27 protein-coding genes and 1 pseudogene are annotated in these 21,896 nt (G+C 27.4%); 5 read left to right on the top strand and 23 right to left on the bottom strand.

Annotated elements, in window-relative coordinates:
• Positions 1–17: 17 nt before the first annotated feature.
• Together N4A48_RS10905 and N4A48_RS10900 are read right to left on the bottom strand one after the other, a co-directional pair.
• Positions 18–1,121 (bottom strand): Nif3-like dinuclear metal center hexameric protein, encoded by a 1,104-nt coding sequence (locus N4A48_RS10905; RefSeq protein WP_293665971.1) that lies wholly within the window; start codon positions 1,119–1,121, stop codon positions 18–20.
• Positions 1,108–1,815 carry a tRNA (adenine(22)-N(1))-methyltransferase gene (locus N4A48_RS10900; protein ID WP_293665970.1) on the bottom strand — a complete coding sequence of 236 codons (708 nt, stop codon included), beginning with the start codon at positions 1,813–1,815 and terminating at the stop codon, positions 1,108–1,110. Before N4A48_RS10900 ends, N4A48_RS10905 begins: the two co-directional genes overlap by 14 nt.
• A 67-nt stretch (positions 1,816–1,882) precedes the next feature.
• Here N4A48_RS10900 and N4A48_RS10895 point away from each other — a divergent pair, with 67 nt between their 5' ends.
• Entirely contained in the window at positions 1,883–2,068 is a 186-nt protein-coding gene (locus N4A48_RS10895) for a hypothetical protein (protein ID WP_293665969.1), read from the top strand.
• A gap of 29 nt (positions 2,069–2,097) precedes the next feature.
• Here the strand turns inward: N4A48_RS10895 and rpoD are convergent, their stop codons facing one another.
• The 11 genes from rpoD to N4A48_RS10840 all read right to left on the bottom strand — a co-directional run bounded on the left by rpoD (position 2,098) and on the right by N4A48_RS10840 (position 11,566).
• The gene (gene rpoD, locus N4A48_RS10890; protein ID WP_293665968.1) at positions 2,098–3,213 is read right to left on the bottom strand and encodes an RNA polymerase sigma factor RpoD; all 1,116 of its coding nucleotides are present in this window, start codon (positions 3,211–3,213) and stop codon (positions 2,098–2,100) included.
• A 16-nt stretch (positions 3,214–3,229) separates the two neighbouring features.
• Positions 3,230–5,020, bottom strand: coding sequence for a DNA primase (gene dnaG, locus N4A48_RS10885; protein WP_293665966.1), 1,791 nt, complete (start codon positions 5,018–5,020; stop codon positions 3,230–3,232).
• Positions 5,021–5,239: 219 nt separating this feature from the next.
• Complete coding sequence (gene aroF, locus N4A48_RS10880) at positions 5,240–6,016, bottom strand: 3-deoxy-7-phosphoheptulonate synthase (protein WP_330665106.1); 777 nt, start codon at positions 6,014–6,016, stop codon at positions 5,240–5,242.
• Entirely contained in the window at positions 6,009–6,494 is a 486-nt protein-coding gene (gene folK / locus N4A48_RS10875) for a 2-amino-4-hydroxy-6-hydroxymethyldihydropteridine diphosphokinase (RefSeq protein WP_293665965.1), read from the bottom strand. Before folK ends, aroF begins: the two co-directional genes overlap by 8 nt.
• Entirely contained in the window at positions 6,494–6,853 is a 360-nt protein-coding gene (folB, locus tag N4A48_RS10870) for a dihydroneopterin aldolase (RefSeq protein ID WP_293665964.1), read from the bottom strand. The genes folK and folB overlap by 1 nt, the downstream gene beginning before the upstream one ends.
• A gap of 9 nt (positions 6,854–6,862) precedes the next feature.
• The gene (folP, locus tag N4A48_RS10865) at positions 6,863–7,654 is read right to left on the bottom strand and encodes a dihydropteroate synthase (protein ID WP_293665963.1); all 792 of its coding nucleotides are present in this window, start codon (positions 7,652–7,654) and stop codon (positions 6,863–6,865) included.
• 12 nt (positions 7,655–7,666) lie between these two features.
• Positions 7,667–8,230: a GTP cyclohydrolase I FolE gene (gene folE, locus N4A48_RS10860; RefSeq protein ID WP_293665962.1), complete on the bottom strand. Its 564-nt coding sequence runs from the start codon at positions 8,228–8,230 to the stop codon at positions 7,667–7,669.
• Positions 8,231–8,247: 17 nt separating this feature from the next.
• Entirely contained in the window at positions 8,248–8,901 is a 654-nt protein-coding gene (locus N4A48_RS10855; RefSeq protein WP_293665961.1) for a nucleotidyltransferase domain-containing protein, read from the bottom strand.
• Entirely contained in the window at positions 8,891–9,646 is a 756-nt protein-coding gene (locus tag N4A48_RS10850) for an aminotransferase class IV (protein ID WP_293665960.1), read from the bottom strand. Before N4A48_RS10850 ends, N4A48_RS10855 begins: the two co-directional genes overlap by 11 nt.
• On the bottom strand, positions 9,636–10,985 hold the full coding sequence (gene pabB / locus N4A48_RS10845; RefSeq protein ID WP_293665959.1) for an aminodeoxychorismate synthase component I: 1,350 nt from the start codon (positions 10,983–10,985) through the stop codon (positions 9,636–9,638). Before pabB ends, N4A48_RS10850 begins: the two co-directional genes overlap by 11 nt.
• Positions 10,986–10,987: 2 nt before the next feature.
• Complete coding sequence (locus N4A48_RS10840) at positions 10,988–11,566, bottom strand: anthranilate synthase component II (protein WP_293665958.1); 579 nt, start codon at positions 11,564–11,566, stop codon at positions 10,988–10,990.
• A 218-nt stretch (positions 11,567–11,784) separates the two neighbouring features.
• On the opposite strand from N4A48_RS10840, the gene N4A48_RS10835 reads away from it, so the two are divergent.
• Both N4A48_RS10835 and N4A48_RS10830 read left to right on the top strand, forming a co-directional pair.
• On the top strand, positions 11,785–11,967 hold the full coding sequence (locus N4A48_RS10835; RefSeq protein ID WP_293665957.1) for a hypothetical protein: 183 nt from the start codon (positions 11,785–11,787) through the stop codon (positions 11,965–11,967).
• Positions 11,968–12,130: 163 nt separating this feature from the next.
• Entirely contained in the window at positions 12,131–12,313 is a 183-nt protein-coding gene (locus tag N4A48_RS10830) for a hypothetical protein (RefSeq protein WP_293665955.1), read from the top strand.
• A 35-nt stretch (positions 12,314–12,348) separates the two neighbouring features.
• On the opposite strand, the gene N4A48_RS10825 is transcribed toward N4A48_RS10830, so the two are convergent.
• From N4A48_RS10825 to N4A48_RS15080, 3 genes and pseudogenes are all read right to left on the bottom strand, one after another.
• Positions 12,349–13,116 carry a polysaccharide deacetylase family protein gene (locus tag N4A48_RS10825; protein ID WP_293665954.1) on the bottom strand — a complete coding sequence of 256 codons (768 nt, stop codon included), beginning with the start codon at positions 13,114–13,116 and terminating at the stop codon, positions 12,349–12,351.
• Positions 13,117–13,228: 112 nt separating this feature from the next.
• Positions 13,229–14,239: an S-layer homology domain-containing protein gene (locus N4A48_RS10820; RefSeq protein ID WP_293665953.1), complete on the bottom strand. Its 1,011-nt coding sequence runs from the start codon at positions 14,237–14,239 to the stop codon at positions 13,229–13,231.
• 44 nt (positions 14,240–14,283) lie between these two features.
• A pseudogene (locus N4A48_RS15080) lies at positions 14,284–14,991 on the bottom strand (sulfurtransferase); the annotation flags it as partial.
• Between the two features lie 264 nt (positions 14,992–15,255).
• Here N4A48_RS15080 and N4A48_RS10805 point away from each other — a divergent pair.
• Entirely contained in the window at positions 15,256–15,444 is a 189-nt protein-coding gene (locus tag N4A48_RS10805; protein ID WP_293665952.1) for a hypothetical protein, read from the top strand.
• A 124-nt stretch (positions 15,445–15,568) separates the two neighbouring features.
• Positions 15,569–15,784 carry a hypothetical protein gene (locus N4A48_RS10800; protein WP_293665950.1) on the top strand — a complete coding sequence of 72 codons (216 nt, stop codon included), beginning with the start codon at positions 15,569–15,571 and terminating at the stop codon, positions 15,782–15,784.
• 25 nt (positions 15,785–15,809) lie between these two features.
• Here N4A48_RS10800 and N4A48_RS10795 read toward each other — a convergent pair whose 3' ends face one another.
• From N4A48_RS10795 to N4A48_RS10765, 7 genes are all read right to left on the bottom strand, one after another.
• Positions 15,810–16,070 carry a stage V sporulation protein S gene (locus N4A48_RS10795; RefSeq protein ID WP_099189234.1) on the bottom strand — a complete coding sequence of 87 codons (261 nt, stop codon included), beginning with the start codon at positions 16,068–16,070 and terminating at the stop codon, positions 15,810–15,812.
• Positions 16,071–16,172: 102 nt separating this feature from the next.
• Entirely contained in the window at positions 16,173–17,120 is a 948-nt protein-coding gene (locus tag N4A48_RS10790) for an acetyl-CoA carboxylase carboxyltransferase subunit alpha (RefSeq protein ID WP_293665949.1), read from the bottom strand.
• 12 nt (positions 17,121–17,132) lie between these two features.
• Entirely contained in the window at positions 17,133–17,984 is an 852-nt protein-coding gene (gene accD, locus N4A48_RS10785) for an acetyl-CoA carboxylase, carboxyltransferase subunit beta (RefSeq protein ID WP_293665948.1), read from the bottom strand.
• A complete protein-coding gene (gene accC, locus N4A48_RS10780) occupies positions 17,977–19,344 on the bottom strand; it encodes an acetyl-CoA carboxylase biotin carboxylase subunit (protein ID WP_293665947.1) in 1,368 nt (455 codons plus the stop codon). The genes accD and accC overlap by 8 nt, the downstream gene beginning before the upstream one ends.
• Positions 19,345–19,359: 15 nt before the next feature.
• Entirely contained in the window at positions 19,360–19,812 is a 453-nt protein-coding gene (gene accB, locus N4A48_RS10775) for an acetyl-CoA carboxylase biotin carboxyl carrier protein (RefSeq protein WP_293665946.1), read from the bottom strand.
• Positions 19,813–20,065: 253 nt separating this feature from the next.
• A complete protein-coding gene (locus tag N4A48_RS10770; RefSeq protein ID WP_293665945.1) occupies positions 20,066–20,839 on the bottom strand; it encodes a CheR family methyltransferase in 774 nt (257 codons plus the stop codon).
• Positions 20,839–21,882 carry a 30S ribosomal protein S1 gene (locus N4A48_RS10765; RefSeq protein ID WP_293665943.1) on the bottom strand — a complete coding sequence of 348 codons (1,044 nt, stop codon included), beginning with the start codon at positions 21,880–21,882 and terminating at the stop codon, positions 20,839–20,841. Before N4A48_RS10765 ends, N4A48_RS10770 begins: the two co-directional genes overlap by 1 nt.
• Between the last annotated feature and the right edge of the window lie 14 nt (positions 21,883–21,896).

Here is a 21,896-nt window from a genome sequence, read left to right as displayed (position 1 = left end):
GTAGACAAAACTATTCCTTATATTATAACAAATGGATCTATATTAGATTTTGATTTTAATATTTCTATATTTTTAAATTCTTTTTGTAAATATTGTAAAACTATATCTGCAAATATATTTTCGCTCCCAAAATGACCAGCATCAATAAGCTTTATACCTAATTCTAAAGCATTTTGAGCATCATGGTATTTTACATCTCCAGTAATTAAAACATCTGCACCCATAGTATGAGCTTTATTTATAAATTCAACTCCTGATCCAGTTACTACAGCTATTTTTTTTACATCATCTTCTAAATTTCCTGTAACTTTTAAACTTTCTATATTTAACAATTCTTTTAAAGCAGCTGATAATTCTTTAAGCTTCATAGTATCCTGCAATTTACCAATTCGTCCAAGTCCATATTTTTTGCCTGTATTTTTTAATTCATATACATCATATGCAACTTCTTCATATGGATGTACTTTTATTATCTTATTTATAGCCTGACTTAAGTTACTTTCTCCACATATACTTTCTATTTTAACTTCTTCTACAGCCTCTATTTCATTTTTTACTCCTATATAAGGATTAGAATCGTTTAAAGGTTTAAATCTTCCCACACCGTTAAAAGTAAATGAACAATCACTATAGTTTCCAATATTACCACAACCGACATCCGCCATAGCTTTTCTCATATCATCCTGATGAGAAGCTGGTGTATATACAGATATTTTATATAATTTTTCCTCGAATGTATAATCTAATACCTGAACATCTTTTAGACTTAATCTTTTAACTATTTCATCATTTAATCCATCAAAAGCTATATCAAAATTAGTATGTGATGAATATAAGCTAATATCATTTCTTATTAACTTATATATATCATTTCCTTTTGTTGTAGACTTGTTTATTTTTTTTATTCCTTTAAATATAAATGGATGATGAGTTATTATTAAGTCCACTTTATTTTCTACAGCTTCATCTACAACCGCTTGAGTAGCTTCTAATGTAACAAGAACTTTTTCTACTTTAGACATTCCATCCCCTATAATTAAGCCTATATTATCCCAATTATAAGCTAGTGATTTAGGATATTTATTTTCAAATATTTCTATTATATCTTTAACATACATCATTTTTCAACTCCTCAAGCTTTTTAATTTTATTTTTACATTCATATATTTTAGATTCTATTTTTCCACCTTCTTTTCCTTCTAATTTTTCTATTATCTTACAATATTCTTTTATTTTTTTATCTATAAACTCTAAAGTTAAAGAAGGTTTATTTTTTAAAAGTCCTTTTCCCACTTCATAGTAAATTTCATCTTCTATAAATTCTTGACGCTTTCCAGTTTCGTCATACGTAACCACCATTATTTCATATATTCTAAAATCTTCTTTAACTAAAATTTCTTCTTCAATAATAAAACTATTTTTATGTAGATATTTTCTAAGCTCACTTGATGCCTGCATTGGTTGTAATATTATCTTATCTAATTTCTTTGCTATCTCAAGTTCATTTTCTATTAATTGACTTATCAAAACTCCTCCCATGCCAGCTATTACTACTTCATCTACTTCTCCAAGTTTTAATACGCTAAGTCCACTTCCCAATCTTAGTTCTATTCTATCTTCTAAATTGTTTGAATAAATTTCTTTTCTTGCATTATCTAATGGTCCTTTATTTATATCTGCTGCTATTGCATTTTGTATCTTATTTTTTTTTATTAAATATACAGGTATATAGCCATGATCTGTTCCTATATCTGCTACTTTTATATTATCACTAACTAAATCAGCTACTGCTTCTAACCTTGGAGTTAATTTCATTTTTTTACACTTCCTTTTTTGAATTAAAATAAATATTTAAAAAATAATAATAATGAGGTGATTTAATATGAAAAGAAAAATAATTCCCCCCAAAAAATTATTAAGATATAAATGGGGTGGTACTACCTTTGAATGGGCTGAAGAAGCCAAGGAAATAAATGCTCAAATACAAGATGCTCAAGAAGAAAATATATCAAAAGAAAAATTAAAAAAAGAAATAGAGCATGCAAATATACCTCAATATTGGAATTAGAAAAAAATTCGCCTTATAGGCGAATTTTTTTAATCTAAATAATCTTTTAATTTTTTAGATCTACTTGGATGTCTCAATTTTCTTAATGCTTTTGCTTCTATTTGTCTTATTCTTTCTCTTGTAACATCAAATTCTCTACCTACTTCTTCAAGAGTTCTTGCTCTTCCATCTGCTAATCCGAATCTTAACTTTAAAACCTTTTGTTCTCTTTCATTTAAAGATCCTAAAACTTCTTCAATTTGCTCTTTTAAAAGAGAATAGGCTGCAGCTTCTGCAGGTGCAGGTGCATCTTCATCTGGTATAAAGTCGCCAAGATGACTATCTTCTTCTTCTCCAATAGGAGTTTCTAATGATACTGGCTCTTGTGCTATCTTTAATATTTCTCTTATTTTATCCTCCGGTATATCCATTTCTTTAGCTATTTCTTCAGGTTTTGGTTCTCTTCCTAACTCTTGAAGTAATTGTCTAGATACTCTTATCAATTTATTTATAGTTTCAACCATATGAACAGGTATTCTTATAGTTCTAGCTTGATCTGCTATAGCACGAGTTATTGCTTGTCTTATCCACCATGTCGCATAAGTACTAAACTTGTATCCTTTACTATAGTCAAATTTTTCAACTGCTTTTATTAAACCTAAGTTTCCCTCTTGTATCAAATCAAGAAATAACATTCCTCTTCCTACATATCTTTTAGCTATACTTACAACTAATCTAAGATTGGCTTCAACTAATCTCTTTTTAGCTATTTCATCACCTTGTTCCATTCTTTTAGCAAGTTCTATTTCTTCTTGAGCAGAAAGAAGAGGTATTTTGCCAATTTCTTTTAAATACATCCTAACCGGATCATCTATACTTATACCTTTAGGTAAAGATAAATCTATACTTTCAAAATCAAATTCTTCATCCTCGCTATCTTCTTCATCTTTTTCTACTTTAATACTTTCTTTTTTATTTTTTTCTTCTAGTACTTCAATTCCCATTTGACCTAATGTCTCATATAAATTTTCAATTTGGTCCTTGTCTAACTGAACTTCTCCTAAAACTTCCATTATTTCGCTATATGTTAAAGACCCTTGTTTCTTTCCTTTATCCATTAATTCTTTTACAGATTGTCTTTGTTCTTTGCTTATCTTTTTCGCCATTTCAAGTCCCTCCTTTCTATAAAATATTCTTCATCTCTTTTTCTAATTGTATTATCTTCATTGCAATATCTAACAATTCTCTATCAACCTCACTTGCTTCTATATTTTTATCATTCTGTTTTTTTTGCTGTAATTCATGCTGCCTTTTAAGTAAACAATCTCTTTTTCTTTTTAAACTGTTTTTTTGCAAAGTATTTATAATATCATTTAAATTAATGTTTGAATCTATATTTATATTATATACATCCTGTATATATTCTTCTGATATGCCTATTTTTTTCAATTTGTCAATAGTTATTATATCCAATTCATTACTTTTAATTATATAATTTAATATTTCTTTACTTTCTTTAAATGAAAAATCATCTATATCTAGATTCATCAAAATATCTTTTCTATATTTTTTGTTATTTAGAAATATATGAATAATTTGCTTTTCTGCAATTTCAATGCCATTTTGCTTAATTTTTATTTCTTCCATTTCTTTTTGTTTAAAATTTTTTTTATTTTTATTAAACTTATAATTTTCACCATAAATTTCACTATTTATGGCATGTATAGATATATTTGTTTCTTTAGATATTTTGTTAATATAATATTCAACTTCAATAGGACTTTTAATATTTTTTATTATATTAGCTACATTTTTTGTAAATAAGAGTATATCTTGATCATTATTCAAGTTATATTTTTGTTTTGATATATCTATCTTAAATTGAATTAATGGTATGGAGTCTTCTAATAACTTATTGAACCCCTCTAAACCTTCTCTTCTTATATATTCATCTGGATCTTTGCATTTTCCAAGATTTAATACTTTTACGTTCAGATTGACACCATTTAATATATCAATAGCTTTTAGTGTAGCATTAATACCAGCTTCATCATTATCATAAGCTACAATTACTTTATTGGTATATTTTTTTATTAATTTTGCCTGCTCAATAGTTAAAGCAGTTCCTAGTGATGCAACTACATTTTTTACACCATATTGAAAAAGACTTATAACATCCATATAACCTTCTACTATTATCAATGTATCATTCTTTATATTCTTTTTAGCAAAGTTTAAGCCATATAAATTTTTTCTTTTATTAAATAGTATAGTTTCTGATGAGTTTAAATATTTTGGAAGAGAATTATCTAATACTCGTCCTCCAAAAGCTATAACCTTTCCTCTTTGGTCAAATATAGGAAACATAACCCTATTTCTAAACCTATTTATATGTTTTTTTTTATTTTTAGTTTGAATTGCTAATCCAGCATCTATTAAGTTTTGCTGATTATATCCTTTTTTCAATAAATAATTATTTAAATCGTTCCAGTCATTTCTTGAATACCCTAGACCAAAATATTTAATCACCTTATCGTCAAGTCCTCTGTTTTTCAAATATTTGTATCCATTATTATTCAAATCAGACATGGATTTAAAAAAATATCTAGCTGCATCTAAATTAATTTGATATAATTTCTGCTTTTTATTTATATTTTCTTTAGATTCATCACTTATTTTTCCTTTGTTAATTTCAACGCCCGATTTTTGAGCTAGAAATTCTAAGGCCTCCATGAAATCTATATTTTCCATTTTCATTACAAAGTTTATAACATCCCCACCTTCTCCACATCCAAAGCATTTATATATTTGCTTTTGAGTGCTTATTGAAAATGATGGTGTTTTTTCTGAATGAAAAGGGCATAGTGCTTTATAATTTAATCCAGCAGATTTCACCTGTATATAGCTAGATATTATATCTACAATGTCATTTCTTGATTTTATTTCTTCTATAATCTCGTGCATATCATTCATACAATCACCTTCTATTTAGGTGTAATATTTATTAATTCTTGATAAAATTCATATTTCCTTCATTTGAAAATTCTTAAATTTTATCAAGAATTAATAGTTACATATTACTTTTGTATTAGTTTTTATAAATACAATTTACTATAATTCGACTTTTTTAAATAAATTCCTTCTTTATTTTTGAAAAATATTTTTAAAAAAATAAACAGGGCTAAGATAGCCCTATTTCTTTAAAGATTCTACAACGTCTTCGAATTCATTAAATGTTAACGATTGTGGTCCATCAGAAAGTGCTTTTTCGGGTTCTGGATGAACTTCTATCATTATACCATCTGCCCCAGCTGCAAAAGAAGCCAAACTCATTGGTTTAACTAACTCTTTTATTCCTGTTCCATGACTTGGATCTACTATGACAGGTAGTCCTATTTCATTTTTTATTATAGGAACTGCAGCCAAGTCTAACGTATTTCTAGTATAATCATTATACGTCCTAATTCCTCTTTCACACATTATTATATTCGTATTTCCTCCAACAGCTATATATTCAGCTGCATTTATCCATTCTTTAATTGTAGCAGACATACCTCTTTTTAAAAGTATAGGCTTGTCCTGCTTTCCAACCTCAGTGAGTAGAGAAAAATTATGCATATTTCTAGATCCAATTTGTATAATATCTGCTACCTCATATATTTTATCAATATCTCTTGCATCCATTAATTCTGTAACAATAGGAATATCGACTTCTTTTTTTACTGATTTAAATATCTTCAGACCCTCTTCCCTCATACCTTGAAAAGAATAGGGAGAAGTCCTAGGTTTATATGCTCCACCTCTTAATACATTTGCACCTTTGCTTTTTATAAATTTAGCAATCATTAAAAGTTGCTCATAACTTTCCACTGCACAAGGTCCAGCAATTATAAGTTTATCATTCGGAATAGTTGTACCATTATTTAAATTTATAGTAATATCCATATTTTTTAGTATGATTTTACTCATTCCCTATGTACTCCTTTATTTCTTCCACATCTAATTCACTTAACCAATCTTTTAGTAACCTACCTTTTATCGTCAATTTTTCGTTCAAATCAATCAAAGGTATCAGCACAAAAGCTCTTTCTTGTATTCTTGGATGAGGAAGAGTTAATTTTTCATCATTACAAATTATATCATCATATATTAAAATGTCAATATCTATAGTTCTAGGTCCCCACCTAATTGTTCTCTCTCTTTTAAGATTAAGCTCTACTTCTAAGCATTTTTGTAGTAAATCTTTAGGTTTTAAATTCGTCTCTATAGCTACACAAAGATTTAAAAAGTCATTTTGATTAGTATATCCCCACGGTCGTGTTTCATATACCTTGGATATTCTAACTATTTTTGTATTTTCAATTTTTTTTATGTAATCTATAGCATCATTCAAATATTTCAATCTATCTCCTACATTAGTTCCAAGTCCAAGATAAACTCTACTCATTACTTTTTTCTCCTTATCTCTACACCAAAATAATCAAATATTGCATTTACTGGAGCCTCTGGTTTTTTAACTCTAACCATAATTTCTTTAACTAAATCAAAATTATCAAATACTTGTTTTGATATATTTTCTGCTAGAGCTTCTAATAAGTTGTACTTTTCATTTTCAACTACTTTTTTTACAACCTCATAAACTTCACCATAATGAACAGAATCCATAACATTATCACTTTCCCCAGCTTTTTTAAAATCCAAGTAAATCTCTATATCAATAAAAAACTTCTGACCAAGTATATTTTCTTCTTTTAATGCTCCATGATATCCATAAAATGATAAATTACTTAATATAATCTTGTCCATTATTTATACCTACTTTCTATATATAGCATCTGTAACCTTTGCAGCTCTTATATTTTCTTTTATATCATGTACCCTTACTATATCCACTCCTTGAATTATCCCCATAACAGTAGTAGCTATGGTCCCCTCTACTCTTTCTTTAGCAGGAAGATCTAAAATTTTTCCGATCATAGACTTTCTAGATGTTCCCAATAAAATTGGATATCCTAAATCTTTCAATTCATGGATACGTTTCATGACATGCATATTTTGCTCTGGTGTTTTACCAAATCCAATTCCTGGGTCAAGTATTATTTTATCATCCTTTATACCAGCCTTTTTTGCTATTTGTATACTTTTATTTAAAAATTTCTTTATAGACAGTATAATATCTTCATCGTATTCTGTACCATACTGATTATGCATAATAACTATATAAGCATTGTATTTTGCAATTACATCAGCCATTAATTCATCCTTTTGTAGTCCCCATACATCGTTTATAATAGGTACTCCAAGCTTTAGGACTTCCCTTGCAACAGATGCTTTGTATGTATCAACCGATATAGGTACGTCAATTCTGCTTATTAATTTTTTAACTACAGGAACTACCCTTTTTATTTCTTCACTCTCATCTACAAATTCTGATCCAGGTCTTGTAGATTCTCCTCCTATATCTATAATGTCTGCTCCTTGTTTTATCATTTCCTCAGAATGTTCTATAGCAAGGTCTACATTAGTATATTCTCCTCCGTCTGAAAAACTATCAGGAGTTACATTTAGAATTCCCATTACATATGTCTTTTCTCCAAAATTAAACAAATCAAACGCCTCCTATTTATAGTTTATCAAACTCATAACTTCAGCTCTTGCAGCTACATCTTTTTCAAATATACCTCTTACAGCTGAAGTTACAGTTTTTGAACCAGCTTTTTTCACACCTCTCATAGTCATACACATGTGTTCAGCCTCAAGTACTACTATAACTCCATATGGATTTAAGACTTCAACAATTGCATCAGCTACAGTTTTTGTTATTCTTTCTTGTAATTGTGGTCTTTTAGCAGCAGTTTCAACTACTCTTGCAAGTTTAGATAAACCTGTAAGCTTTCCTCCTTTTGGAATATAAGCCACATGAGCTTTTCCGTGGAATGGTACCAAATGATGTTCACACATTGAATAAAAAGGTATATCTTTTACAAGGACTAATTCTTCATGCTTTTCATCTTGAAAAAATAATTGTAAATGTTTTTTTGGATCTTCATTTAACCCGCTATATATTTCCTCAAACATTCTAGCGACTCTATCAGGCGTATCAATTAATCCTTCTCTATTAGGATCTTCACCTATTGCTTCTAATATATCCCTTACTGCTCTTTTTATTTTTTCTTTATCCATATCTCCCAACCCCCTAGTTATTTTATATTTTTAAATACATATTCAACCATAGAATTTAGAATATTAGAATCATAACTTATATGTAAATTTTTAGAAAGATTATTTAAATAATAATCTTTTTCTTTTATTTTTTTTAATAGTTTTTTATCTTTTGGAACCCATTTATTATTCACTATAAAATAAGATTTTAGTATATCTTTTAAGCATAAGTTTGACATAAAATGAATATAAGCTAAGTCCTTGCTATTTTTTATTCTTTTTATATTATCTATAATATTAAGTTTTAATTCTTTTTTTTGAGATAAATTGTATTTTAAAGGTCCTTTTTTATATTCAATTTCAGCATATTTTCTAATATCTCCTAATATATTTTTTTTATCATATATACTATTCCCTTTAATAATTCCCTCTATAAAAAAGAGCTTCTTTTTATGTATTAATTCATAAGCTAAGTTTTCAGAAAAATAATTTATATCAAAATCAATGTTTTGCCTACTATACCTTTTTCTAATTTGCCTATCTCCGTGCTTAGTTATTATAAACAAATCAATATCATTTATATTTTTATCAAAATTTAAATCAGCACTAGACCCAACTACTACTATAGCTATGTTATTTTGGTCATTTTTGAGTTTTAATATCAATTCTTCATATGCTTGTTTAATATTCATAATATAGTTCCTTTAACTTAGAATTTATTTTTCTAAATATATTACTTTCTTTTTTATAGTTTATATTATTTATTCTTGTAACCATCATTAAGTCCATAAGGCTATTTGTTATAAAGCAAAATTCAAAATTTTTAATTTCATCTAATTTTATTATTTTTTCAATTAATTCTATGTCCGTTTTTTTACAAATAGAAATTACTTTGGCCCTTATTATACCAGGTAAAACTGATTTATCTATAATAGGCGTATATACTGTATTTTCTTTTATAAAAAAAATATTGCTCATAGATCCTTCTAAAACTTCATCATTTAAACTTATTATTAATGCTTCATCGAAATTTTTAGATAAAGCATATCTTTTAGAATATATATTTTCAAAGTAATTTGTAGTTTTATGATTATATATTATACTTTGCCCTCTTTTAATTGGGGATATGTTTAATTTAAACCCTTCTATGTAATTATTATTAGTATAAGTTATATCTCTTAATTGAATATTATATCCTTCATCATATACACTTACTCTTAATGCTTTATAATCCAATTTTTGTGAAAAACTATTTATTTTTTCTTTTAATTCACTTTTATCAATGGTTATATTCAAATCTAGTTTTTCAATGGAACTATACATTCTGTTTAAATGATCATCTAAAAACATAACTTTACTATCAATTACCTTCATAGTTTCAAATATTCCTATTCCAAATTTAGTTAATTCGCTATTAAAAGAAGCACTATTCTTCATAATATCCTCTTATAGCATTCATAATTGATTTTGCTTTATGAAGAGTTTCCTCATACTCCTCTTCTGGATTAGAATCCCAAGTTATTCCCCCTCCAACTTGGAAAAATATATCCTCATCTTTTTTTATTATAGTTCTAATTGATATATTAAAATCAGCATTAGAGTCAAATCCTATGTATCCAATTGAGCCTGTATATACATTCCTAGCTGTGGGTTCTAATTCATCTATAATCTCCATAGCCCTTATTTTAGGAGCTCCAGTTATTGAACCTCCTGGAAAAGTTGAACTTATAACATCAACTATATCTTTGTCTTCTTTAATTTCTCCAACAACAGTTGATACTAAGTGATGAACATTTGAATATTCTTCTAACTTAAACAACTCGGGTACCCTTACTGTCCCTATTTTAGAAATTCTACCTATATCATTTCTTTCTAGATCTACAATCATCAATAATTCAGCTTTATCCTTTTCGCTATTTAAAAGTTCATTTCTCAACAATAAATCTTCTTCTTTACTTTTTCCTCTAGGTCTAGTTCCTTTTATTGGTCTCGTCTGTATAAATTTATTATTAACTTTTATAAATCTTTCTGGAGAGTTTGATAATATATGAATATCTTCAAAATTTAAAAAAGCTCCAAAAGGGGCAGGTGATATTCTTCTAAGATCTCTATATAATTCAAAGCTTGACATACTAACTTTACCATGAAATCTTTGTGTCATATTTGCTTGATATATATCACCACTTCTTATATAATTTCTCATTTTTTCAATTGCATCTATGTAATCTTTCTTTTTAAAATTTGATTCTAATTTTACTCTTGGAAATGTCTTTTGTTCATAGCACAATTTATCTACTCCATTGTCTTGAGCATTACTTATTAATTTAGATAAATAGTTTACTATATAATTTTCATCTCTAACGTTTATATCTGGAGTTGCTATAAATGTTTTGTTCATTAAATGGTCAATTACAATTACCCAATCATATAGTCCAAAATATAAATCAGGAGCTTTCATATCATCAACTACAGTTCTAGGTAATTTTTCTATATAATTACCTAGATCATACGATAAATATCCTACTGCTCCACCTATAAAAGGTAGTCCTGTATCATTTTTAATTTTATATTTCTTAAGCTCTACTCTTAGTTTTTCTAGAGGGTTGATTTCACTATCCTTGTATTTTAAAACCTTAAAAGGATTTGAACTTATAAATGAATATCTTCCTAAATTTTCTTCATCCATAGCGCTATCAAGTATAAAACTATGTTTCTCATCTTTAAATAAAGTATATATTTCAAATGAATTTAAATTTGTTAATATTTCTCTTATCATATCTAATCCTCCCCTCTAGCTTGTCTTAAAAAATTCTTTAATATTTCATGGCCTTGTTCAGTAAGTATCGCTTCTGGATGAAACTGAACCCCCTCTATAAGATAATTTCTATGTTTAATTCCCATTATTTCGCCTTCATCAGTAATAGCTGTTATTTCGATATTATCACTTAATGTTTCTTTATCTACAACTAAAGAATGATATCTTGTAACTTTTAGTGGATTATTTAAATCTTTGAATACTCCTTTGTTAAAGTGTTTTATAGCATGAACCTTTCCGTGTACAGGTCTTATAGCTGTTTTTACTATTGCTCCAAATACTTGTGCTATAGTTTGATGTCCTAAGCATATACCAAGTATAGGTTTTTTTTCTTTAAAGTAATTTACAACATCTATGCTAATACCTGCTTCATTAGGAGAACAAGGTCCAGGAGATAATACTATAATTTCTGGATCTAGTTTTTCTATTTCAAGCAGTGTTATTTCATCATTTCTTTTAACTATTATTTTTTCCCCTAATTCGCCTAAAAATTGAACTAAATTATAAGTAAAAGAATCATAATTATCTATCATTAAGATCAAATTTTTTCCTCCTTTTTTTGTCAAAAATATTGTAAATATCATATACATTATACCATTAAACAGCTCTATTTTTATAAATTTCTTATCTACATATATATATACATTTTCCACATTATTCTTAGTATTTAAATATTTTTTTGAGAAATTATAATAGTATATAAAGAAAAAGTTAAATCAACATCATCTTTTCAATAAATAATTATATTAAGGAGGATTTTATGGAGAGATATGTAATAATACGTTCCGATAATAAGTCAATTTCGAAGCCAATGGATAGACAAAAAGCTATATCCACAGTAAAAGATTATGATAAACAAGGTATATCAAGTTATATAGTATCAGAAGATGAAGGAAAAAGAATAACTAAAGATGGACATTTTTATACTCCTGAATGGAAGTAACTATAAAAATACACATTCTTAATTGAATGTGTATTTTTATAGTTATTCCCACATTATTCTTAGTATTTAAATATTTTTTTGAGGAATTATAATAATAGTATATAAAACAAGACTTAAATTAATATAATCTTTATTTGCAAATAATTAGATTAAGGAGGATTTTATGCAAAAATATATAATAATCCGTTCTGATAACAACTCTATTTCACAGCCTATGTATATAGATGAGGTTGTATCAAAAGTTGAAGCTTATAATAAGCAAGGTATATTTAGCTATATAGTTTCAGAAAGCGAAGGACATAGACTATCTGGAACACAAACTTTTGAAAATACTACACTAGAATAAAAATTAAAATACACATTCTCAACGGAATGTGTATTTTAATTTTCTATAATTTTCATTTCATCTTCATAGCCTTTATTTTCTATAAGTTCGGATACCGTTACAAATTTATAACCTCTTCTTTTAAGTTCTGGTAATATTATTTTTAATGCTTCATATGTTTGACTTGTAGTATTTACATAATCATGGAGTAATATAATATCTCCATTTCCTACATTATCGATAACTGTGTTTGCTATTTTTTTAACTCCAGGATTACTCCAATCCTTGCAATCTTGACTAGATGACCATAGTATTATTTTAACATTATGTTTTTTTGCTAACTCTTTAAGATATTTGTTGTAGGACCCAAATGGCGGTCTGAATATTTTGGGTTTTTCTTTTATTACTTCATATATTTTTTCTTGTGTTTTATTAAATTCTTCTTCTATTTTTCTACTAGGTATTTTTTTTACATCAACATGAGAATATGTGTGATTTCCTATCTCATGGCCTTCAGATTTTATTCTCTTCAATGGTTCTGGATAGAACGAAACATGTTTCCCCAATACAAAAAATGTAGCTTTTACATCATATTTTTTCAGCAGATTTAATATTTTAGGTGTATACCTCGGATGAGGTCCATCATCAAAGGTAATAGCTATAACTTTTTTATCCCTAGGACCATTCCAAACAAGTTCTGTATTGTCCGATATTCTGTTAAGTAGGCTTCCATTAGTTTTCATAGAATCTACAATTGTCATCCCAGACTCATATCCTATTAAAATTACCATAATAACTATAAATATAATCTTCATATTCTTCATATAAAACTATCTCCTTACTAAAAATTGTATACATTAATAGATATTATATGAATATTATATTTATTCTATTGTTTTTAATTTAGTATAATCCATTTATCTATTTACATCAAAATTATTTTTCTATTTTCACTTCATTTGAAACAGTTAAAATTAGTCCATAACTAGTATTATATATTGATACTTTTATTCCATCTATATATACCGTTTTTACTCCTGATTCTTTATTATCTATATAAGTGTCTACAGATTTTTTCAATTCATCAAATTTTTCAAACTTTGTATTCAGTTCTATAAATTCATAAGATTGTTCTGTATTTTTAGATATCTGATCTGTTCCAAAAGCATATACATATTCTTTTTCTTTTCTTTCCATTGATATAAGGTCTTCACCATTTTTATCTGCTACAGTTATATATTTATCACTTGAATGTATTTTATAATCATATTTATTTGCGTATTCTTCTATTGAATTACTAGGAGCAGGTTCCTTATTTTCATCAAACTCCAATATACCATGTTTCTTACCCATTCTTGCTGTTACTACTATTGCTTGTTCTTTTGACATTTCACGTTGCGGTTTAAATGAGCCATCAGGATATCCTTTGATTGTTCCTTGTTTATTCATTGTCGATACACCTTCATTTGCCCAACTTGATATTTTACTTTTATCATTAAAAGAGTTTTCTGTAGTTATTTCTAAGTTATCGTTTATCATTTTTTCTGCTCTTGCAAACATTGTTGAAGCTTGTTCTCTTGTCAATTTATCATCAGGAGCAAACTTTCCTTTACCTGTTCCATTTACTATTCCAAGTCTACCTGCTAATTGCACTAAAGGATTCACTGTATCTTCGAATATTCCCTCACCTTCTATTGATTGAGGTTTTAATTGTAAATAGTATGTAGTTACTAATTCTGCAAACTCTTCTCTAGTTATTTCATCTTGAAAATTTTCATCATTCTGCAATGACTTAGGTATTAGTTGTTTCTCCTTCATTGCACTAAATGTTGTTTTTGCCCAATCAGATATATTTTGATTTGCAAATACGTTCATAGAGTTAATGCCCATAAGAGACAAAATACTTACTAACACAGCAGTGTTTTTAATTTTTCTTTTTATAGTCATAGTTATAATCTTCCTTTCTTGCTTTAAAATTAAATTTATTATATTTATTCTCCTGTTTTCAATTCATTTTCGTCATAGCTTATCCAATCACTCCATGATCCTAGATAAAGTTTTGATTTTACTCCTATTTCATCAAGAGCAACATAGTTTACACAGCCAGTTATTCCAGATCCACAATGCACAATTACATTTTTATATTTCAATACTTCGTTGAAGTGATCTTTTAATTTTTTTATATCCTTCATTTTATCATCTTCTAAAACATCTAGCCAAAAATAATTTTGAGCACTAGGTATATGACCTGCTTTTTTATCAATAGGTTCTACTTCTCCCTTGTATCTTTCAAGCGATCTTGAGTCAATTATAATAGATTTATCTTGATCTATATTTCTTCTAACTTCGTCTACAGTAGCTATTATAGATTCATTTATATTTATATCTAAGCATTTTTTGTTTTTCTTAGGAATATCAGATGTTAAAAAATAACCCGATTTTATCCAAGATTTTATCCCTCCATCTAAAATATGTACTTTGGTATGTCCTATATATTTTAACATCCACCAAAATCTAGCTGCTCCTGCAATTTCTCCATCATCATAAGCTATAACTGTTGTATCATTTCCTATTCCACAACTTTCTAATTTTGATTTAAATATATTTAAATCAGGTAATGGATGTCTTCCTCCATGTTCTTTTACTTCACCTGCTAGATCTTTATCCATATCCATGTATACTGAATTTGGAATATGATTTTTTAAATAACTATCTTATCCATACAAAGGTGTTTGTAAATCAAATCTACAATCAACTACAACTATATCGTCATTATTATTTTCTTTTAACCATTTTGCTGTAACTAAATTTTTCAAAATATCACTTCCTAATTTTAAATAATATATATTTATTTTACCAATTAATTAAGATTAGTTCTACATTTAAAATTAAATATAAAACAATTTATAAATGTATAATAATTATTGATAATGAAAAAACTACAGTAAAAGGAGTTGATTTTTATGGAATTAAATACTAGAGACACTATAGTAAAAAAATTATTAGATGCTCAAGAAGACGTTAGGGACTATGAATCATTCTCAAAAAAAGTAAATGATTCAGAGGTATGCAATCTATTTAAACAGTTTGCAGAAGAATCAGGAGTCCAAGCACAAAAACTTCAAAATTTATTAGATAAATTTGAAGGATAACATAAAAGCAGCCACTAGTGGCTGCTTTTATGTTATTATGATTTTATAGTATTTCCAAAAACACATTTTTTTTATATAATAGTCATTGGGTAAATGCACTTTAATAATAAGGAGGCTTTTAAATATGAATGATCTTGTTTCAAATTTTAATAATCTATCAGAAAAAGAACAAATAGAATTTATAAAATCTATAGTTCCACAAATTGAATCATTGGTTAAAAATAACAAAGATGATTTAATGAAAGAATTTTCACCTATAATTGATAGATTACTAGAACAATACGGAATGACAATGGACCAAATTATGATGATGCTTCAAATGTTTAATCCTCAAAATTAAAAGAACCTCTTAAGAGGTTCTTTTGTTATCTAGGTTCTACTATAAGCTTTATAGCTGTTCTTTCTTCACCATCAATGTCAACATCAGTAAATGCTGGTACACATATAAGATCCATGCCACTTGGTGCAACAAATCCTCTAGCTATAGCAACTGCCTTAACAGCTTGATTTAAAGCACCTGCTCCTATTGCCTGTATTTCCGCTGAACCTTTTTCTCTTAAAACTCCAGCTAGAGCCCCTGCTACAGAATTTGGATTAGATTTTGACGAAACTTTTAATACTTCCATTTCAAATATGCCCCCCTTAATATTATTATATTTACTTGTACATTTAAAATTGGATTTCTTATTTATTACTATTCTACATTCAAAATCTAAACCCTTTTTTATTTACAAATTATATCCGATTTTTCTAAATTTACTGTATCTTTCAAAAACTATTTCTTCTTCATTTTTATCAACATAGTCATTTAATTGTTCAACTATATATTCTTTCATTTTATTTGATGTAAATTCAACGTTTTTCTGAGCTCCACCTAATGGTTCTTTTATTACTTTATCAATTATATTCAGTTCATATAAATCAGAACTTGTAAGTTTCATTATTTCAGATGCCTCATTCGCTTTAGAAGCATCCTTCCATAGTATACTAGAAAGCCCTTCCGGAGATATAACAGAGTATATAGAGTGCTCTAACATAGCTACTTTATTAGATACACCAAGACCTAACGCTCCTCCACTTCCTCCTTCTCCTATAACTATAGATATTACAGGTACCTTTAAAGAACTCATTTCAAATAAATTTTTAGCTATCGCTTCGCCTTGACCTCTTTCTTCAGCTTCAAGACCACAAAACGCTCCTGGAGTGTCTATAAATGTTATTATAGGTCTGTTAAACTTTTCTGCCTGTTTCATAAGTCTTAAAGCCTTTCTATATCCTTCTGGATGTGGCATACCAAAGTTTCTTTCTATATTTTCTTTTACATCTCTTCCTTTTTGATGTCCTATTATAGTAACAGGCATATCTTCTATTATTCCTATACCTCCAACTATAGCTCTATCATCCTTGTATAATCTATCACCATGAAATTCTATAAATTCATTAAATATATTTTTTATATAGTCCTCAGTTGTAGGTCTACTAGAGGCTCTACTTATATTTACCTTTTGCCAAGCCGTTAAATTTTCATATATTTCATTTTTTAGATTTATAAGCTTATTGCTAAGCATATTTATTTCATCAGATAAATCTATATTATTTTCTTTTGATATTTTTTCAAATTCTACAATCTTATTTTCAAGCTCTATAATGGGTTTATCTATATCTAAACTATTCATACTTAGACCTCCTTAATACCCATGTATTTTCAATATTTGGTGAATTCTATTTTTCATATTTTTTCTACTTACAATCAAATCTAAAAATCCATGTTCCAATAAAAATTCAGATCTTTGGAATCCTTCAGGAAGATCTTGTTTTATTGTCTGTTTTATAACCCTAGGGCCAGCAAAGCCTATTAAAGCATTCGGCTCTGCAATTATAATATCTCCAAGCATAGCAAAGCTTGCTGTTACTCCACCAGTTGTTGGATCTGTCAATACAGATATGTATGGTAACCCATTCTCACTAAGTTTATTTAAAGCTTGAGAAGTTTTTGCCATTTGCATTAAAGATATTATACCTTCTTGCATTCTAGCTCCTCCAGACGCACACACTATTATAACAGGTAATTTATTATCTATAGCACATTCAATAGCCCTAGTTATCTTTTCTCCAACTATATACCCCATGCTACCCATCATAAATTCCGAATTCATAACACAAAGTATAACATCTATATCGCTTAGCTTACCACGACCAGTTATAACAGCCTCTTTTTCTCTACTTTTCCCAGTGTATCTTTCTAACTTTTCGTCATAATCAGGAAATTCTAATCTATTTATAGAAACTAAATCTTCGTCTAGCTCTTCAAACGTTTTTTCATCTATTAATAAATCAATTCTCTTTCTAGCAGAAAGTTTAAAATGATGATCACATTTAGGGCACAAGCTAAAACCTTCTTCTACTTCTTTTATAAATATATTATTATTGCAACTTTCACACTTTATCCAAAATTTTTCATCAACATTCTTAGTATTAAACTTTTTTTTAACAGATACTTGTGCGTATCCTTTTTCTTTACTCAATAATTTTTTAATCATATTTCACCTCTATAAATTTATTCATAAACTCATTTTCTATAAATTTAGTATGGTGTTCATCTTTTACAAAAACTTCACTTGCCATTAATTTTTTCTGAAATTCTACGTTAGTTTCTACGCCTTCTATAATTAATTCATCTAGAGCTCTTCTCATTCTATTTATACATTCTTCTCGGTCATTTGCCCAACATATAAGTTTTCCTATCATTGAATCATATAAAGGTGGTATTACATATCCACCATATACAAAGCTATCAAATCTTACTCCAAGCCCTCCTGGAACATGAATGGATTCTATTTTACCGGGACAAGGTCTAAAATTATCAAATGCATCTTCAGCATTTATTCTACATTCTATTGCATGTCCATTAAACTTTATATTTTCTTGAGTATAAGGAATTTGTTTTCCAGATGCTATCAATATTTGTAATTTTATCAAATCAATCCCAGTTATCATTTCAGTAATAGGATGTTCTACTTGAATTCTAGTATTCATTTCTATAAAATAGAAATTTTTATCATTATCAACTATAAATTCAACCGTTCCAGCTCCTATATAATTTACAGATTTTGTTGCTTTTATTGCTGCATCATATAATTTATTTCTAGTTTCATCATCTAAATAAGGAGAAAGACATTCCTCTATAACTTTTTGATTTCTTCTTTGCATAGAGCAGTCTCTATCTCCAAAATGAACTGAATTTCCAAATGAATCTCCAAAAACTTGTACTTCTATATGTCTAGGATTTTTTATATATTTTTCTAAATACATTTCATCATTTCCAAATGCAGATAGTGCTTCAGCTTTGGCTATATTGAAATTAGCTACTAATTCTTCTTCATCATTAGCAACTCTCATTCCTTTGCCACCACCTCCGCTTGAAGCTTTTATAAGAACTGGATATCCAATTTCTTTAGCAGTTACAATTGCATCTTCTATATCTAAAATTATACCTTTTGACCCTGGTACAACAGGTACATTAGAATTTATCATAGTATCTCTAGCTGTTGATTTATCCCCCATTTTGTCTATTTGTTCATAATTAGGACCTATAAATATAATATTATTTTCTATACATTTTTTAGCAAAATCAGAGTTCTCAGATAAAAAACCAAACCCTGGATGAATCGCATCACATTTCATTTTCATTGCTAAATATATTATATTATCTATATTATTATAACTTTTGCTTATACTATTAGGACCTATGCATATAGATTCATCTGCCATATATCTATGCAGAGATTCCTTATCTGCTTGAGAATATATAGCAACGGATTTTATTCCCATTTCTTTACATGTTCTTATTATTCTAATAGCTATTTCTCCCCTATTTGCAATAAGTAGCTTTTTTATCATAATATCCTCCCTCAATTACCCATTAACTTTAATCTTAAATAAAGGTTGATCGTATTCAACTAACTCTTCATTTTCTACTAATATCTCTATAATTTCTCCATCAACATCACACTCTATTTCATTCATAAGCTTCATAGCTTCAAGAATGCATAAAGTATCTCCCTTTTTCACTTGATTTCCAACATTGACATAATCACCAGCTTCTGGACTTGAAGCTGAATAAAAAGTCCCCATTATAGGAGCATTTACTATGTATGTATTGTCATCAGTTTCAGTTTTTTCGATTTCTTTGTTTTCAATTATATTTATTTCTTTTTCAACTTCATCTTCGACATTAGTAATACATTCCATACTCGTAATGCCACCTTTTTGTATAGATAATTTTAAATCTTTCATTTCTATATCAAATTTATTTATACTAGTTTTATCTATTGCCATAATTAATTCTTTAATTTCATTTATATTCATAAATTATACCTCCTTTTTATACCTGGTACTAATACTATATCATATTATACCATATTATTATTTGCACATACAATAATAAATTCGTCTACTCGCTAACGCGTTGACTCATGTCTACACCATCCCAATGATCTTTGTTGCTCAAAGATAATAGATTCAAAATTATATGATTTCTTATAGAAAAAATATACTGTTGACTAATTAGTCAACAGTATATTTTATAACGAATAAAAATTATATTTCTTGTAAGATTTTTTTATTTTGATTTACCATAGAAAAATGTTTTTATAGGTTTTAAATTATATTTATTTGGCATTATTATTTGTTCAGTACTTCCAACAAATAAAACACCATTACTATTTAATGATTTACTAAAATTAGAGTATATGTCTGCTTTAGCTTCTTCAGTAAAATATATCATTACATTTCTACATACTATCAAATCACAATTATCTATATATTTATCTTCTAATAAATTATGTCTTTTAAATGTAACTCTATTTTTTATTTCATCTTTTATCATTAATCTATCTAATTTTTTATCAAAATATTTAGTTATAAACTCTTTAGGTAAATTTCTCAAACTCTTTTCTTGATACATACCTAATTTAGCTTTTGCCATTGCTTCTTTATCCAAATCAGTTGCAATAATATTAATCTTATTTAAAGGCATAAATTTACTAAGTAACATAACTAGAGAGTAAGGCTCTTCTCCTGTAGAACAAGCAGCACTCCATATTTTAAGATTTTTATTCTTCTCTAGAAGTTTAGGAATTATAGTATTCTCCATAACTTTCCACTGTTCTGCATTTCTGTAAAATTCCGAAACATTTATAGTCATATAATTTATAAATTCATTAAATAAATCTGTATTTTTATTTATAGCATCAAAATATTTTTCAAAATCACTATATCCATTTCTCGTAACTAATGATTCTAACCTTCTAATCATTTGTTTTTCTTTATACAAAGAAAGATTTATTCCTGTCTTCTTATAAATTTTGTCTTTAAAAACATCATATCCTCTCATTAAATGCCTTCATCCTCCTCATTTATATTCATAGTAAGTTCTATCTTTTCATTTTCATTATCAATATTTATTATCTTAACTTTAACTTCTTCATCTACTTTAACTATGTCTTTTGGATTTTTAACAAACTCACAAGAAAGATTAGATATGTGTACGAACCCATCTAATGCCTCCTTTAGTCTTACAAAAACTCCATAATCTTTAACTACTTTTATATTCCCAGTTAAAATATCTCCTACATTATAATTTTCTATAAAATTATCCCAAGGTCTTTTTTGTAATGCTTTTATACTAAGAGCAAGCCTTTGAGTTTCTTTATCTAAAGATATAACTTTAACCTTTACTAAATCTCCTATTTTATATTCACATTCATGTCTTCTAGACCAAGACAACTCCGAATTATGAACAAGTCCTACAAATCCATCTAAATCTACAAATACTCCATAATCCTTTATATCTTTTACTGTACCTTCTAATAAATCTCCAGTTTTTGTATTTTCCATAAAGTCTAACTTTTTCTTTTCTTCTTGTTTAATCAAAACATTTTTTCTTGAAAGAACAAATCTTTTTTTGCTAGAATCTACATCTATAATTTCACAACTCATAACTATACTTTTATATTCTTTGAAATCTATATTATTAATATACTTATTATTTATATGACTAAGCGGAATAAATCCTCTTATACCTTTATAACTTACTATAAGTCCGCTCTTAGATTCATCTGTTACTTTAACATCTATGATTTGTCCTATTTCTAATTCATTCCATGTTTTTACTTCTTGAGCTTGTTTATTAGAAACAATGACATCTCCTGAATTTCTATCCATTTTTATAACTTTAACATCAATAACGTCTCCAATTTTTATTTCTTGCTCCTCACAAACCTCTGATTTAGGAAGAACTCCATCTGTTTTATAATTTAAATCAATATAATATTCATCGTATTTTTCTAAAATAACTTTACCTTCTACATTTTGTCCTACTTTTATAGTCTTGAATAAATTTTCTTCTTTAAGAAGTTGTTCCATTTCATTATTCATTTATATATCTCTCC

The organism is Tepidibacter sp., assembly GCF_025210165.1.
Taxonomy (GTDB): domain Bacteria; phylum Bacillota; class Clostridia; order Peptostreptococcales; family Peptostreptococcaceae; genus Tepidibacter_A.
This window is presented reverse-complemented; position numbering and strand designations above follow the sequence as displayed.